This window comes from Pseudomonas sp. LB3P93, assembly GCF_054898025.1.
In genome coordinates, this window is the sequence record NZ_CM142713.1 from 5,168,942 (window position 1) to 5,182,022 (window position 13,081).

The window sequence follows — 13,081 nt, forward strand, 5'->3', positions numbered from 1 at the left end:
AAACGCACTGCCCATGAATGCCGCAAAACGTCTGGAAATTTTCCGCAGGTTTCACGAAGACAACCCGGAACCGAAGACCGAACTGGCCTATTCCTCGCCGTTCGAATTGCTGATTGCCGTCATTCTCTCCGCCCAGTCAACCGATGTCGGCGTGAACAAGGCCACCGCCAAACTCTACCCGGTGGCCAATACACCGGCGGCGATTCATGCCTTGGGGGTTGAAGGGCTGTCTGAATACATCAAGACCATCGGCTTGTTTAACAGCAAAGCAAAAAACGTGATCGAAACCTGTCGCTTGCTGGTGGAGCGCCATGGCGGCGAAGTACCGCAGACCCGAGAAGAGCTGGAAGCGCTGCCCGGCGTCGGCCGCAAGACCGCCAACGTGGTGCTCAATACCGCTTTCCGCCAACTGACCATGGCCGTAGACACCCACATCTTCCGGGTCAGCAACCGTACAGGCATTGCGCCAGGCAAGAACGTGGTCGAGGTGGAGATGAAGCTGATGAAGTTTGTCCCCAGGCAATACCTGCTCGATTCCCACCATTGGCTGATCCTTCATGGACGCTACGTTTGCCTGGCCCGCAAGCCTCGTTGCGGTAGCTGCCGGATCGAAGACCTGTGCGAATACAAGCAAAAGACCTCGGACGATTGAGGCGCTATTAGATTTATTGATGCATCGATTGAAAAAATCTTTTTTACCCGCCGGGAGATTGTCGATATAAGGGGCGCCAAAGGCAGTCTTAGCCTGGAGTTAACCTTATGAGCACTGGCAAAGAGCAATTGGACGTAGAAGACGACTTCACACCCGTTGAGGCCGATGACGCTGAACCGGTGGTTGAAGTGGCGAAGACCAACCTGAGCAAACGCCGCACCATCGACAATCTACTGGAGGAGCGCCGACTGCAAAAGCAATTGGCCGATTACGATTTTGACTTGTGACACCTAAAAGCCTCCCGAAACGGAGGCTTTTTACTAAGTGCCAATCCCTCAATCACCCGTGCACTCATACCAGCCCATTGCGTTGAGCCAGCTCAATCAGGTCGACCAGGGAGCGAGCATTGAGTTTCAACAACAGGCGGGTCTTGTAAGTACTGACGGTTTTATTGCTGAGAAACATTCCATCGGCAATCTCCTTGTTTGTCTTTCCTCGGGCCAATTGTTGCAGCACCATCATTTCGCGCCCGGACAGACGATCAACCATATCGGCTTCACTGGCATTCCCAAGACTTGAGCGCACCGTATGCAGTGCTTGATTCGGGAAGTAACTGTAGCCAGACAGTACGGCCTTTATCGCACTGAGCAATTCAGTGAGATCCTGCTGTTTGCAGACATATCCCGCGGCACCGGATTGCATGCAACGCATGGAAAAATGTCCGGGTGCCTGAGAGGTCAATATCAGAACTTTAAGAGGCATGGCCGTCGATGTCAGGCGCGCTATGACTTCCAGCCCATCCAGCTTGGGAATTCCAATATCCAGAATGACAATATCCGGCATCAGTTCGCGGGCTAGTTGTAACGCATCCACACCGTTATCTGTTTCTGCAATGACTTCGTAGCCATGACGCTCCATCAGCATACGTACCGCAAGACGAATGACGGGGTGATCATCCACGATCAGCACTTTATTCATGGGCAAGTCCAATTTCGCTGTTCGAATTTTTAGAGCCCGCACAATAGCCTAGTCGTTTCATCCGTGGCATGCCGCCCCCCTCGGCCACCTGCAGCGAGAGACATTCCCTACAAACAAGAAGGATAAGTCTTACAAAAATCCGAGGAATACTGTGTGTCTTAAATTTTACCGCCCACTCGAGGCTCAGCCTTTTAGAATATTTTTTTATCGATTTACATCAGGAAATCAAAGAAACGGGATTCTATCCGAACGACCCTGCAAGTACTGACGATTGAGCTACGCTTAAAAAGCAACCGATTTTGTCAAATCAAGATTCACGCTAGATAGTTAAAACCTCAGTTTCCACTCAGTCCTGCACAACAAACTCAATATCAAGCAACACTTCAAAAACAGAAACCAACACACTTATTAAAACAAGCACAACAACAGTACCCAGCTCGCAAACAATACAGCTATTATGGCACCCATTAAAAAACCAACTAACAGGAAAACCAAAAAAACAGTATAAGCCCTTCCCCGCCACACCTTAACTTACCAATAACCGAAGCCTCTCCATAAATCTATCGAGAAAAGACAATCTTTCATGAGCAAAAAACATGATCAAATTCAAAACCAGAATTACCAACCCCATGACAATCATTGCTATATTTGCAACCTTATCTGAGACATCGGCCGCTATTTCTCTTCCCTTTCTTGGCAATGAGGAACGAGAGATCTATATCTGGTTCCTGATCAGCTTCCCCTTTTATTTGCTTTTTCTATTCTTCGCCACACTCAACTTCAACTATCGATCACTTTACGCACCCTCTGATTTTGAGAAAGGAAAGCATTTCATAAAGGCCATGACCGATGCCGATCACTCGCAAAGCAACACACCCGAGCATTTAGTGGAGCATCACATACGCTCAACGGTGTCGCTAAAGGATCTGCATATCATCGACGCACGGTGGATGAGTAACAAAGTGGATTTCAACACCTTGATGGAGAAGGTCCAGCAACCACAGGAAAACCCTGCACGCGTGATCGTGTTTCTCACGTGTACCGATTCAGAGGCATTGCTGATGGATGGCGCGCACAAGCATTCGAAACAAACCAGGAAACGCAACAGCACTACGTTCTGGATTGCTTACAATCTGAGCTCACATGGCATGACGACTATGGCTTGAAAACCGATTGCAGAAGATCGCTCTCGAAGGACGATCAGAGAGCAAAGGCAGACGAAATCAAAACAACAAGAAAGTTGAAACATAATGCCCGGCAGGAATACTCCCTTCTTCAGATATGTGGCCTTGTCATCGACAAGGCCACATTTCCATTACCGTCGTTACAGCTTCAAAGGTCTCAGAAAAGCTTCCGGCCTTTGTTTGCAGCAATGCGCATACGCAAGGCGTTGAGCTTGATAAAGCCCGCCGCGTCGGCCTGGTTGTAGGCGCCGCCGTCTTCTTCGAAGGTCGCGATGTTGGCATCGAACAACGATTCGTCGGACTTGCGACCGGTGACGATCACATTGCCCTTGTACAGCTTCAGGCGCACAACGCCATTCACGTGTGCCTGGGAAGCATCGATCATCTGTTGCAGCATCAGACGCTCAGGGCTCCACCAGTAACCGGTGTAGATCAGGCTGGCGTATTTAGGCATCAGCTCGTCTTTGAGGTGAGCCACTTCGCGGTCCAGGGTGATCGATTCGATCGCACGGTGAGCGCGCAGCATGATCGTGCCGCCAGGGGTTTCGTAGCAGCCACGGGACTTCATGCCCACGTAACGGTTCTCGACGATGTCGAGACGGCCGATACCGTGTTCGCCACCGATACGGTTCAGGGTCGCCAGCACGGTGGCCGGGGTCATTTCGACGCCGTCCAGTGCAACGATGTCGCCGTTGCGGTAGGTCAGTTCCAGGTATTGCGCCTTGTCTGGAGCCTTCTCCGGGGAGACGGTCCATTTCCACATGTCTTCTTCGTGCTCGGTCCAGGTGTCTTCCAGCACGCCGCCTTCATAGGAGATGTGGAGCAGGTTGGCATCCATCGAGTACGGGGATTTTTTCTTGCCGTGGCGCTCGATCGGGATGTTGTGCTTTTCAGCGTAATCCATCAGCTTTTCACGGGAGAGCAGGTCCCATTCGCGCCACGGAGCGATCACTTTCACCCCTGGCTTCAAGGCGTAGGCGCCCAGTTCGAAACGAACCTGGTCGTTACCCTTGCCGGTGGCGCCGTGGGAAATGGCGTCAGCGCCGGTTTCGTTGGCGATTTCGATCAGGCGTTTGGCGATCAACGGACGAGCGATGGAAGTACCCAGCAGGTACTCGCCTTCGTAAACGGTGTTGGCGCGGAACATCGGGAAAACGAAATCGCGCACGAACTCTTCGCGCAGATCGTCGATGTAGATCTCTTTCACGCCCATGGCCTGTGCCTTGGCGCGTGCAGGTTCGACCTCTTCACCCTGACCCAGGTCAGCGGTAAAGGTCACCACTTCACAGTTATAAGTATCCTGCAGCCACTTGAGGATCACCGAAGTGTCCAGGCCGCCGGAATACGCCAGAACGACCTTGTTTACGTCCGCCATGCCATCACTCCACGGGGTTCTACGGAAAGCCGTGAAGTCTACCGGTCATACGGAATAATTTACAGAGGCGCGACAGCTTATGACGACGAAGCGACAGATTCTGTCGAGCGAGCGACGATTTCGTCGGGTTCAGGAAGTCGCCGGGGCGCTTCCCGGTGTCGTGGTTTGCGGCGCAACTTTCTCGGTCGGTGCTACCCGCTCCAGGCGCACTGCAACCCGGCGATTCTTCGCGCGATTGCTGGCATTGGTGTTTGGCGCCACAGGGTATCGCTCACCGTGGAAACGCATGGTGATCTGCGATTCCTGAATGCCATTGGCCTTGAAATAGTCCATCACCGCCAGCGCCCGGCGGCGTGACAGCTCGCGATTGGTCAGGCGATTGCCGCTGTTGTCGGAGTGCCCGTCGAGCTCGATGTGATTGACCGTCGGATCAGCCTTCATGAACTCCAGCATCACCTGCAACTGAGACTTGGCTTGCGGATCGAGATCGACGCCTTCACCCGGGAAGCCAATCTCGGACTGTTTGACCTGCTCGAAATTCTTCGGCAGCAGTTTCGCCACGCACACCTGATAGTCGTTGAAGGCCTTGCTGAACTTGACCGGCAACAGGCGCACTTCAGACACCCGGCCATCGCCTGAGGAATGCCGAATGACCGGACTGCGGCCGTCCATCAACCCGCTGATCAGGCGCCCGGCCTGCACTTGCGAACTGTTGAACAACACGTTGCCGCTGCCGATTCTCACCGAACCCAGGTTGATATCGCCACGTCCCGGCTGCCACGGCGCGGCGGCCGCCAGCAAGGTCGCGGAACCACCGCCGATCATCGCGTTGTAGGCTTTCAGACGAAACGTCGCCTGCTCGCCGGCACGGCGCACGAATTCACCCGAACCAAAATCGGTAATCGGTTGAGTCAGGCGGCATTCGAACTTGTCACCTTCGACCGTCCACTCGATGCTCTCCAGACGGGTCTGGAAAGTGAGCGCCATCGCAGGGAGGCTGGCAAACACACTGAGCAAGGCTAAATAACGCTGGCGCACGGGAGGCTCCACTGGCTTCTACAACAAAAAGACCGACACACATATTTACGGCATACCTGTTGGATATCGGAAGGTTCCTGCAAAACTTGATAGCGAGTGCCTGAGAGAGTCTTTTCCGGTAGCATTCCCCTCAGTTTGACCCGCCTGGAATCCCCTCATGTCCGACCGCCTGACCCTGCTGCGTCCCGACGACTGGCATATTCATCTTCGCGATGGTGCTGTGTTGACCAATACCGTTGCGGATGTCGCGCGCACCTTTGGTCGCGCCATCATCATGCCCAACCTCGTACCTCCGGTGCGTAACGCCGCTGAAGCCGACGGCTATCGCCAGCGGATTCTCGCTGCACGCCCGGCCGGCAGTCGTTTCGAACCGTTGATGGTGCTGTACCTGACCGACCGTACCCAGCCCGAAGAAATTCGCGAGGCCAAGGCCAGCGGTTTCGTTTACGCCGCCAAGCTGTACCCGGCCGGCGCGACCACCAACTCGGACTCTGGTGTCACCAGCATCGACAAGATTTTCCCTGCACTTGAGGCCATGGCCGAAGTCGGGATGCCTTTGTTGATTCACGGTGAAGTCACCCGTGGCGATGTCGATGTGTTCGACCGCGAAAAAATCTTCATCGATGAGCACATGCGTCGTGTGGTCGAGCGTTTCCCGACGCTCAAAGTGGTGTTCGAACACATCACCACCGCGGACGCCGTGCAGTTCGTCAACGAGGCTTCGGCCAACGTTGGCGCGACCATCACTGCGCATCACCTGCTGTACAACCGCAACCACATGCTGGTGGGCGGGATTCGGCCGCACTTCTATTGCCTGCCGATCCTCAAGCGCAATACCCACCAGGAAGCCCTGCTCGATGCCGCCACCAGCGGCAGCGACAAGTTCTTCCTCGGCACCGACTCGGCGCCCCACGCCCAGCACGCCAAAGAAGCGGCCTGCGGCTGCGCCGGCTGCTACACCGCTTATGCGGCGATCGAGATGTATGCCGAAGCGTTCGAACAACGCAACGCGCTGGACAAGCTCGAAGCCTTCGCCAGCCTCAACGGCCCGCGTTTCTACGGCCTGCCGGTGAACACCGATCACATCACCCTGGTCCGCGATGAGTGGACCGCCCCAACCAGCCTGCCATTTGGCGAGCTGACCGTAATCCCGCTGCGCGCCGGTGAAAAACTGCGCTGGCGCCTGCTGGAGGAACACGCGTGAGTGAAGACCATTTCGACGACGAACAGGACGGTCAAGGCGGCGGAGGTGGTTCGCGCCACCCGATGGCTGCTCGCTTCCGTGGGTACCTGCCAGTTGTTGTCGACGTTGAAACCGGTGGTTTCAACTCTGCCACTGACGCCTTGCTGGAAATCGCCGCGACCACCATCGCCATGGATGAAAAAGGGTTTGTGTTCCCCGATCACACCTATTTCTTCCGCGTCGAGCCTTTTGAAGGCGCGAACATTGAAGCGGCCGCGCTGGAATTCACCGGGATCAAACTCGATCATCCGCTGCGTATGGCTGTGAGCGAAGAAGCGGCCCTGACCGATATCTTCCGCGGCATCCGTAAGGCCCTGAAAGCCAACGGCTGCAAACGGGCGATTCTGGTCGGGCACAACAGCAGCTTCGATCTGGGTTTCCTCAACGCAGCTGTCGCGCGTCTGGACATGAAACGTAACCCGTTTCATCCGTTCTCCAGCTTCGATACCGCGACCCTCGCCGGTTTGGCCTACGGTCAAACCGTACTGGCCAAGGCTTGCCAGGCGGCGGACATCGACTTTGATGGTCGCGAGGCTCATTCGGCACGCTACGACACCGAGAAGACGGCCGAGCTGTTCTGCGGCATTGTCAATCGCTGGAAACAAATGGGTGGCTGGGAAGACTTCAACGACTGATCACGGTCGCTGGATTTATCCCGCCCATAAAAAAACCGGCCTCAGCGGCCGGTTTTTTTATGCCTGACGCTTGGGCTTACAGCGCCGCAGCGTGCTCGGTCAGGTAAGCCGAGACGCCTTCTGGCGAAGCGTTCATGCCTTTGTCGCCTTTTTTCCAGTTGGCAGGGCAAACTTCGCCGTGCTCTTCGTGGAATTGCAGCGCGTCGACCAGACGGATCAGCTCTTCCATGTTACGGCCCAGCGGCAGGTCGTTGATGATCTGTGAACGGACAACGCCTTTGTCGTCGATCAGGAACGCGCCACGGAAAGCCACGCCGCCTTCGGACTCAACGTCGTAGGCCTTGGCGATTTCGTGCTTCATGTCGGCAGCCATGGTGTAACGAACCTGGCCGATACCGCCATTGTTCACCGGGGTGTTGCGCCATGCGTTGTGGGTAAAGTGCGAATCGATCGATACCGCGACCACTTCAACGTTACGAGCCTTGAAGTCAGCCATGCGGTTGTCCAGAGCGATCAGCTCGGACGGGCAAACGAAGGTGAAGTCCAGTGGGTAGAAGAACACCAGGCCATATTTGCCTTTGATGGCCGAGGACAGGGTGTAGCTGTCTACAATTTCGCCATTGCCGAGAACGGCAGGTACGGTGAAGTCCGGGGCTTGTTTGCCTACGAGTACGCTCATTGAATATCTCCTGGTCTATTAACGTGAAGAACTGGGTTCGCGTCAGCCTGCCACCCTCAGGCGACAGCCCTGTGACACGACCCCCTTCGCAAGGACCGACCATCATACACGGCGTTTTTGAGCTGTCCTCAACGGTTTTTCACCGGTGCATCAAATTGACCGTCGCGGCAGCTAATGGCAGATCGCCTGGCGGAAAACCGTTCGTCAGTCTCATGCGCTTATAACGCAAAGCTTTCAGAAACCACTTTGACAATCATTCTCGTTAACATTAAGATCCATCGCAATTGAGTCACAACCAGCGACGGTTCTCACTTATGTATGTCTGCCTCTGCACTGGCGTCACCGACGGTCAAATCCGCGATGCAATCTATGAAGGTTGCTGCAGCTATAAAGAGGTCCGTCAGGCTACCGGCGTAGCCAGCCAATGTGGTAAATGCGCCTGCCTTGCCAAGGAAGTGGTGCGTGAAACCCTGACCAAATTACAATCGGCCCAGGCTGCGATTCCTTTCCCTGTAGAATTTACTGCCGCGTAAATACCGTATTCCAAAGAACCGGACTTGATGTCCGGTTTTTTTATGTCTGGAAATCAACTGCTTACGCTCTAGACGCGGAACACAAACATTCTTATTCCGATTAATTTTCACTTAAGTTTCAATAACTTAGGTTTGACACTCTTAGTTGTGCGGCTCAAACTCAGCCGTATAGACAGCTAATACAGGGCAGGACCCCATCATGAAAGGCGACATTACAGTCATCCAGCATCTCAACAAGATCCTTGCCAATGAGCTGGTCGCGATCAATCAATACTTTCTGCATGCGCGCATGTACGAAGATTGGGGTCTGAACAAGCTCGGCAAGCACGAATACCACGAATCCATCGACGAGATGAAGCATGCGGACAAGCTGATCAAGCGCATCTTGTTCCTTGAAGGCCTGCCGAACGTCCAGGACCTGGGCAAGCTGCAGATCGGCGAACACACCCAGGAAATGCTTGAGTGTGACCTGCGTATCGAAAAAACCGGTCACGCCGACCTCAAGGTCGCCATCGCTCATTGCGAAACCGTTGGTGACTTCGGTAGCCGCGAACTGCTCGAAGACATTCTTGAATCCGAAGAAGAACATATCGACTGGCTGGAAACCCAACTAGGCCTGATCGATAAAATCGGTCTTGAGAACTATCTGCAATCGCAGATGGGCGAAGACGAGTAAGTTAGCACCCGCTAAATTCGAGACAATAAAAAGCCCCGCACTCTTTAAGAGGCGGGGCTTTTTTATGCCTTTGCTCTTGTAGGAGCGAAGCTTGCTTCGCTCCTACAAGTATCGGATCAGGCTTCGGTCTTGTTTGCAGCAGCCGCTTCAACAGCCGCCTTGATCGTGGTCTGCAACGAACCGTCAGCAGCCATCTCGGTCATGATGTCGCTACCGCCGACCAGCTCACCACCGACCCACAGTTGCGGGAAGGTTGGCCAGTTGGCGTATTTTGGCAGGTTGGCGCGGATTTCCGGGTTCTGCAGGATGTCCACGTACGCAAACTTTTCACCACATGCCATCACGGCCTGCGCGGCTTTCGCGGAGAAGCCACACTGCGGGGCATTCGGCGAACCTTTCATGTAAAGCAGAATGGTGTTGTTAGCAATCTGCTCTTTAATCGTTTCGATGATATCCATGAAGCACCTCGGCTGAACTTTCCGACTCAAGGGTCGGCACGGTGGCGCATTGTAACGGAAAGCCGAGCGCCATGCTCGGTCTCCCCGACAGACACGATCAAGCCGCCGCCACGGTCACCGGAACACCGTTCAACGCCGCATTCCCCGACAACTCGTCGAGCTGACACTCATCGGTCAGGTCATTGGCGCTAGAACCGGGTTGACCACTGGCAATTGTCATCTGCACGCCAGGGCGGGCATGGCCCCACCCGTGAGGAAGGCTGACCACGCCTTTCATCATATCCAGGCTGGCGACCACTTCAACTTCGATCACGCCGACCCGCGAACTGACCCGTACACGCTGCCCATCGCTGAGTCCCCGACTGCCCAGGTCGTCCGGGTGCATCAACAATTGATGACGCGGCTTGCCCTTCACCAGACGGTGGTAGTTGTGCATCCACGAGTTGTTGCTGCGCACATGGCGGCGGCCAATCATCAACAATTCATCAGCAACTGGTGCTTGCAGCGCGGCGAACCGGGCCAGGTCAGCGAGGATCACGGCCGGCGCGGCCTGGACTCGCTGATTCGCTGTTTTCAGGCGCGGTGCCAGGTTGGATTTAAGCGCGCCCAGATCGACGCCATGCGGGTGATCGAACAGCGTCGCCAGCGAAAGCTTATGTGCCGAGGCATCGCCATAAAACCCCATCCGCAGACCACGATCAATCATCTGCGCGGGAGGAATGGTCGGTTTCAGTTCCTTGCCGGTCTTCGCGGCAAAAGCCTGGGCCAGGCCGACAAAGATCTCCCAGTCATGTAACGCACCTTCGGGTTTGCCCAGGATCGCCCGGTTGAAACGGGTCACGTTGCGCACCGCGAACATGTTGAACGTGGTGTCGTAGTGATCGTTTTCCAGTGCCGAGGTCGATGGCAGGATCAGGTCGGCATAGCGCGTGGTTTCATTGATGTACAGGTCGATACTGACCATGAACTCCAGCCCGTCCAGCGCCTGTTCCAACTGTCGGCCATTGGGTGTGGACAGCACCGGATTGCCGGCCACGGTGATCAGCGCACGAACCTGCCCTTCCCCACCCGTCAGCATCTCTTCCGCCAGGGCCGACACCGGCAACTCGCCGCCGTACTCGGGACGCCCGGACACGCGGCTCTGCCACAGATTGAAATGTCCGCCCGATGTCGAGGCCACCAGATCCACCGCCGGTTCGGTGCACAACGCACCTCCGACACGGTCGAGGTTGCCGGTGACCAGGTTGATCAGTTGCACCAGCCAATGACACAACGTGCCGAAGGCCTGGGTCGAGACGCCCATCCGGCCATAGCAGACCGCTGTCGGGGCCGCCGCGAAATCCCGGGCCAGTTGGCGAATCTGTTCTGCCGGCACCGCGCACAAGGGGCTCATGGTTTCAGCGGTAAAGGTTGCGATCGCCTGACGCACCTCTTCCAGACCATCCACCGGTAAATGGCTGTCGCGGGTCAGGCCTTCGGTGAACAAGGTGTTGAGCAACCCGAACAACAGCGCCGCATCGCCACCGGGGCGCACGAACAGATGCTGATCGGCCATCGCCGCCGTTTCGCTGCGACGCGGATCAACCACCACCACTTTACCGCCCCGGGCCTGAATCGCCTTCAGGCGCTTCTCCACGTCCGGCACGGTCATGATGCTGCCGTTGGAGGCCAGCGGATTACCGCCCAGGATCAGCATGAAATCGGTATGGTCGATGTCCGGAATCGGCAACAGCAAGCCGTGGCCGTACATTAAATGGCTGGTCAGGTGATGAGGCAACTGATCGACCGAGGTCGCGGAAAACCGGTTGCGGGTTTTCAGCAGGCCCAGGAAGTAATTGCTGTGGGTCATCAAGCCATAGTTGTGCACGCTGGGGTTGCCTTGATAAACCGCCACTGCGTTCTGCCCGTGACGCTCCTGAATCGCGGCCAGGCGCTCAGCGACAAGGCTGAACGCGTCTTCCCACTCAATAGGCTGCCATTCGCTGCCCACTCGCAGCATCGGCTGCCGCAGGCGATCCGGATCATTCTGAATGTCTTGCAGGGCAACCGCTTTGGGGCAGATGTGCCCGCGGCTGAACGTATCCAGCGGGTCGCCTTTGATTGAGGTGATTTGCACGCCATTGCCTTCGACCTCAGAGGTCTCGATGGTCAGGCCGCAGATGGCTTCACACAGGTGGCAGGCACGGTGATGGAGAGTCTTGGTCATGGCCAGTCTCTGTTTTATTCTGGGCGGGCAATATCGACCGCGGGAACAAAACTATGGCGCGTGACCCGCGACTGCGCCAGCGACGTTCGTCTTGTGAATCGGCCACCATCAGGCCAGCCGATGGCCGCGCACAATCAGTTCGGCGGCAACCGGGGCGGCGCCTGCAACTGGATCTCCTGAACGGTTTCGATCTGTTCCTGGGCGACATGTACGCCGGTGAGCTCGCCGATCAGTCGCCAGTGCTCGTCGAGCCCGGTGCTGATGGTGGCCATGCGGTCGATCATGCGTCGACCGGCCGCCTTGGTCACTTCGTCTTCACTGCGCATCAACTCGAAGGACATCGACGTCATGGAAGCAGTGAGGTGGGTCAAGGAACGGGCCGTGAGGCCGAGTAAATCCATTAACAGCTGTTCTTTCGATTCCATTCCGAAGGCTTCCTGCGTCACTCGTGAGTTAGTTATAACCCAGCACTTTGCATAAGCAAATGTTTCAGGCCAGACACAGGGACGGCCGGCGCCATGAAGACTTGTCAAAACATGATTACGACCGCACGGAGACTCTCTGAAACCTCACTGCGGCTGAGAAATCTTCAATGCCTTCTTTTTAAGTGGTGAGGTCAATGCCGTCCATATTCCGCCGACAGCCAGCCAAAGCATGACGCCGGACCCGATCAGGATGATCGCTTTCTGGTTTGCCAGGATGCCCAGCTGATGAGGCTCGGCTTGATAAACCTGCAAAGCAATATCAATGACGCTCACCACGGTGAACCACGCGACCACCAAGGCAGCGCCATGCTTCAGGTCGGGCGTCGATCGGGCGAGTAGCGAAGCCCCCAGATAGATTCCAATTGCGATCAATCCCCCCATTACCAAAAACTGGGTCGAATCAATCTGCAATCGCGTCATCCTTGAAATTCTTCACACCGATAAAAGCGCCAACGATGGCGCCGACCACTGCGCTCGGGACGCCCGGGTAAATCGTGCTGGCGATAATCGCGAAGCCCATGACCGTGGAAATCACCGCCATATCGAATGCCGGGGAAACACGACGAAGTCGTGTAAGGCCAGTGTGTCCGGTTCTATTGATCGCCATACAGCGCTCCCTCCCTGGGAGTGTTTGACTTTACGCAGTCGAGAATCCGCAATGGGGCGGATAATACCCGAGCGCAGCCCGATACCCGGCACCTGAAAACGTAACAGCAAACGACTCCGCCACGCTGAAACGGCCCATTAACGCAGCGCTGCTCAAAGGCAAAGAGCTGTGCACAACGGGCCACTTACTCTTCGCCGGATGGCGGCATTTATTGCATTCCAGCTTCGGCAACGTGTACAAATGTTGCTCTGGGCCTGCGCAACCTGGATCAATGCCACGGTGCACAGCTCAAACGGTTGTAAAGCTTGAAACATGTTGGAAGCTGTAAAAAC

The 13,081-nt window shown here is 55.7% G+C and carries 16 protein-coding genes; 7 read left to right on the forward strand and 9 right to left on the reverse strand.

The window, feature by feature from the left end; genetic code table 11:
- Positions 1 to 13 precede the first annotated feature (13 nt).
- The gene (nth, locus tag ACYZT8_RS23525; RefSeq protein WP_461976347.1) at positions 14 to 652 is read left to right on the forward strand and encodes an endonuclease III; all 639 of its coding nucleotides are present in this window, start codon (positions 14 to 16) and stop codon (positions 650 to 652) included.
- A 107-nt stretch (positions 653 to 759) separates the two neighbouring features.
- Positions 760 to 939: a PA3496 family putative envelope integrity protein gene (locus ACYZT8_RS23530; protein WP_007898493.1), complete on the forward strand. Its 180-nt coding sequence runs from the start codon at positions 760 to 762 to the stop codon at positions 937 to 939.
- Between the two features lie 64 nt (positions 940 to 1,003).
- On the opposite strand, the gene ACYZT8_RS23535 is transcribed toward ACYZT8_RS23530, so the two are convergent.
- Positions 1,004 to 1,630 carry a response regulator transcription factor gene (locus ACYZT8_RS23535; protein ID WP_007943575.1) on the reverse strand — a complete coding sequence of 209 codons (627 nt, stop codon included), beginning with the start codon at positions 1,628 to 1,630 and terminating at the stop codon, positions 1,004 to 1,006.
- A gap of 596 nt (positions 1,631 to 2,226) precedes the next feature.
- Between ACYZT8_RS23535 and ACYZT8_RS23540 the strand changes: the two genes are divergently transcribed.
- Complete coding sequence (locus ACYZT8_RS23540) at positions 2,227 to 2,796, forward strand: hypothetical protein (protein ID WP_461976350.1); 570 nt, start codon at positions 2,227 to 2,229, stop codon at positions 2,794 to 2,796.
- Between the two features lie 175 nt (positions 2,797 to 2,971).
- On the opposite strand, the gene ACYZT8_RS23545 is transcribed toward ACYZT8_RS23540, so the two are convergent.
- Complete coding sequence (locus tag ACYZT8_RS23545) at positions 2,972 to 4,189, reverse strand: argininosuccinate synthase (protein ID WP_007898502.1); 1,218 nt, start codon at positions 4,187 to 4,189, stop codon at positions 2,972 to 2,974.
- A gap of 129 nt (positions 4,190 to 4,318) precedes the next feature.
- A complete protein-coding gene (locus ACYZT8_RS23550; protein ID WP_461976352.1) occupies positions 4,319 to 5,227 on the reverse strand; it encodes a flagellar protein MotY in 909 nt (302 codons plus the stop codon).
- A 157-nt stretch (positions 5,228 to 5,384) separates the two neighbouring features.
- Here ACYZT8_RS23550 and pyrC point away from each other — a divergent pair, with 157 nt between their 5' ends.
- Both pyrC and rnt read left to right on the forward strand, forming a co-directional pair.
- Positions 5,385 to 6,431 carry a dihydroorotase gene (gene pyrC, locus ACYZT8_RS23555; protein ID WP_461976354.1) on the forward strand — a complete coding sequence of 349 codons (1,047 nt, stop codon included), beginning with the start codon at positions 5,385 to 5,387 and terminating at the stop codon, positions 6,429 to 6,431.
- Positions 6,428 to 7,105, forward strand: a complete 678-nt coding sequence (gene rnt, locus ACYZT8_RS23560) for a ribonuclease T (protein WP_131060881.1) — start codon at positions 6,428 to 6,430, stop codon at positions 7,103 to 7,105. Before pyrC ends, rnt begins: the two co-directional genes overlap by 4 nt.
- Positions 7,106 to 7,181: 76 nt before the next feature.
- On the opposite strand, the gene ACYZT8_RS23565 is transcribed toward rnt, so the two are convergent.
- Positions 7,182 to 7,784: a peroxiredoxin gene (locus ACYZT8_RS23565; protein WP_131060882.1), complete on the reverse strand. Its 603-nt coding sequence runs from the start codon at positions 7,782 to 7,784 to the stop codon at positions 7,182 to 7,184.
- 314 nt (positions 7,785 to 8,098) lie between these two features.
- Here ACYZT8_RS23565 and ACYZT8_RS23570 point away from each other — a divergent pair, with 314 nt between their 5' ends.
- Complete coding sequence (locus ACYZT8_RS23570) at positions 8,099 to 8,317, forward strand: bacterioferritin-associated ferredoxin (RefSeq protein ID WP_007943567.1); 219 nt, start codon at positions 8,099 to 8,101, stop codon at positions 8,315 to 8,317.
- 199 nt (positions 8,318 to 8,516) lie between these two features.
- The gene (gene bfr, locus ACYZT8_RS23575) at positions 8,517 to 8,993 is read left to right on the forward strand and encodes a bacterioferritin (protein WP_461976357.1); all 477 of its coding nucleotides are present in this window, start codon (positions 8,517 to 8,519) and stop codon (positions 8,991 to 8,993) included.
- A gap of 116 nt (positions 8,994 to 9,109) precedes the next feature.
- Here the strand turns inward: bfr and grxD are convergent, their stop codons facing one another.
- The 5 genes from grxD to ACYZT8_RS23600 all read right to left on the reverse strand — a co-directional run bounded on the left by grxD (position 9,110) and on the right by ACYZT8_RS23600 (position 12,749).
- On the reverse strand, positions 9,110 to 9,451 hold the full coding sequence (gene grxD / locus ACYZT8_RS23580) for a Grx4 family monothiol glutaredoxin (RefSeq protein ID WP_007943565.1): 342 nt from the start codon (positions 9,449 to 9,451) through the stop codon (positions 9,110 to 9,112).
- 97 nt (positions 9,452 to 9,548) lie between these two features.
- Positions 9,549 to 11,657 carry a molybdopterin oxidoreductase family protein gene (locus ACYZT8_RS23585; RefSeq protein ID WP_461976359.1) on the reverse strand — a complete coding sequence of 703 codons (2,109 nt, stop codon included), beginning with the start codon at positions 11,655 to 11,657 and terminating at the stop codon, positions 9,549 to 9,551.
- Positions 11,658 to 11,791: 134 nt separating this feature from the next.
- Positions 11,792 to 12,082: a hypothetical protein gene (locus ACYZT8_RS23590; RefSeq protein ID WP_461976361.1), complete on the reverse strand. Its 291-nt coding sequence runs from the start codon at positions 12,080 to 12,082 to the stop codon at positions 11,792 to 11,794.
- A gap of 144 nt (positions 12,083 to 12,226) precedes the next feature.
- Positions 12,227 to 12,553: a hypothetical protein gene (locus ACYZT8_RS23595; RefSeq protein WP_461976363.1), complete on the reverse strand. Its 327-nt coding sequence runs from the start codon at positions 12,551 to 12,553 to the stop codon at positions 12,227 to 12,229.
- Positions 12,543 to 12,749: a hypothetical protein gene (locus tag ACYZT8_RS23600; RefSeq protein ID WP_461976365.1), complete on the reverse strand. Its 207-nt coding sequence runs from the start codon at positions 12,747 to 12,749 to the stop codon at positions 12,543 to 12,545. The genes ACYZT8_RS23595 and ACYZT8_RS23600 overlap by 11 nt, the downstream gene beginning before the upstream one ends.
- Positions 12,750 to 13,081 lie beyond the last annotated feature (332 nt).

Excerpts from the sequence above, each read along its gene's own strand:
- ACYZT8_RS23535 (WP_007943575.1), bottom strand. The coding sequence starts at position 1,630 with ATGAATAAAGTGCTGATCGTGGATGATCACCCCGTCATTCGTCTTGCG.
- grxD (WP_007943565.1), bottom strand. The coding sequence starts at position 9,451 with ATGGATATCATCGAAACGATTAAAGAGCAGATTGCTAACAACACCATT.
- ACYZT8_RS23540 (WP_461976350.1), top strand. The coding sequence starts at position 2,227 with ATGATCAAATTCAAAACCAGAATTACCAACCCCATGACAATCATTGCT.
- ACYZT8_RS23565 (WP_131060882.1), bottom strand. The coding sequence starts at position 7,784 with ATGAGCGTACTCGTAGGCAAACAAGCCCCGGACTTCACCGTACCTGCC.
- ACYZT8_RS23545 (WP_007898502.1), bottom strand. The coding sequence starts at position 4,189 with ATGGCGGACGTAAACAAGGTCGTTCTGGCGTATTCCGGCGGCCTGGAC.
- ACYZT8_RS23590 (WP_461976361.1), bottom strand. The coding sequence starts at position 12,082 with ATGGAATCGAAAGAACAGCTGTTAATGGATTTACTCGGCCTCACGGCC.
- ACYZT8_RS23570 (WP_007943567.1), top strand. The coding sequence starts at position 8,099 with ATGTATGTCTGCCTCTGCACTGGCGTCACCGACGGTCAAATCCGCGAT.
- pyrC (WP_461976354.1), top strand. The coding sequence starts at position 5,385 with ATGTCCGACCGCCTGACCCTGCTGCGTCCCGACGACTGGCATATTCAT.
- ACYZT8_RS23530 (WP_007898493.1), top strand. The coding sequence starts at position 760 with ATGAGCACTGGCAAAGAGCAATTGGACGTAGAAGACGACTTCACACCC.
- ACYZT8_RS23585 (WP_461976359.1), bottom strand. The coding sequence starts at position 11,657 with ATGACCAAGACTCTCCATCACCGTGCCTGCCACCTGTGTGAAGCCATC.
- bfr (WP_461976357.1), top strand. The coding sequence starts at position 8,517 with ATGAAAGGCGACATTACAGTCATCCAGCATCTCAACAAGATCCTTGCC.
- ACYZT8_RS23600 (WP_461976365.1), bottom strand. The coding sequence starts at position 12,749 with ATGGCGATCAATAGAACCGGACACACTGGCCTTACACGACTTCGTCGT.
- nth (WP_461976347.1), top strand. The coding sequence starts at position 14 with ATGAATGCCGCAAAACGTCTGGAAATTTTCCGCAGGTTTCACGAAGAC.